Raw genomic sequence first — 850 nt, forward strand, 5'->3', positions numbered from 1 at the left:
CCAGGAACCTGGCATTGTCCGGCTTATCCTTTTTGAAATAGGCGCAGATGATGAGGCGGCTGTTCTGGTCGTTGGCACCAATGCACAGCGCCTCGTCGATTACCTGCTGAGGCAGAGCCGGGTGAGGGAAAATGGATGGTTGGGCCGTACCCTCGGCCTGGGTTGGCTGCTGAAACGCCGCAAAATCAAAAAGGGACATCTGCTGGCTCTCTTGGTCGGGGAGCCTTGGGATGTCCGTCTGAATGAAATATTCTTTTTTGTCGATGAGCTGGGCTGTCCAGCCTGCCACCACTTCCCAGGAAAACACCGATTCCTTTGTACGGGATGGGTAAGAGCCTTCCCACATGAGCAGCCCATCCTCCTGGGGCTTATATCCCAGGCGCTGCCCGTCTGCGATGATCTCGGTGTACCTGTCCTGGTAGGCGGATTTCAGATATTCCGCCCGTTCCTGTTCATCCGGGTGGACGGAAAAGAAAAGCTCGATCTGCTGTTTTTTGTACTTGAGGCCGTCATCTTTGTTCGCGATGATGGCCATGATCTGCTTTTCATCCAAAAGCGCAGGCAGTTCATCACCACCTGCGCTTTCTTCCGGTTCATCAATTAGCTGTAAATCAGTTCCGCCAGCACGGTTTCCTCCGCCGCGTTCTGGATGTTGTTCATCATCTGCACCCACTTCATCTGGTCGCTGGCTTTCAGTTCCTCCGTCACGCCCTCGGCTTTCGCCATCTGCGCCACGATTTCCTCCATCCGGCGCTGGGCGGTCTGCTGGATCTCCGCCAGATGGCTGTTCAGCTTGCCGCTGGTCAGCAGGTTGGTGTACGTCACCCTGCGGTGCTCCTTGAGGAACTTT

General features: G+C 55.5%; 2 protein-coding genes. Both read right to left on the minus strand.

Features of this window, described 5'->3' with window-relative positions; all coding sequences use genetic code 11:
- Positions 1 to 535 (minus strand): hypothetical protein (locus tag B5F35_RS18230; RefSeq protein ID WP_140401306.1); only part of this gene is annotated, 535 nt, incomplete at its 3' end.
- Positions 536 to 600: 65 nt separating this feature from the next.
- On the minus strand, positions 601 to 850 hold a 250-nt coding region (locus B5F35_RS18235), incomplete at its 5' end, for a TnpV protein (RefSeq protein ID WP_087243097.1).

It is taken from the genome of Anaeromassilibacillus sp. An200, assembly GCF_002160025.1.
Taxonomy (GTDB): domain Bacteria; phylum Bacillota; class Clostridia; order Oscillospirales; family Acutalibacteraceae; genus Caccousia; species Caccousia stercoris.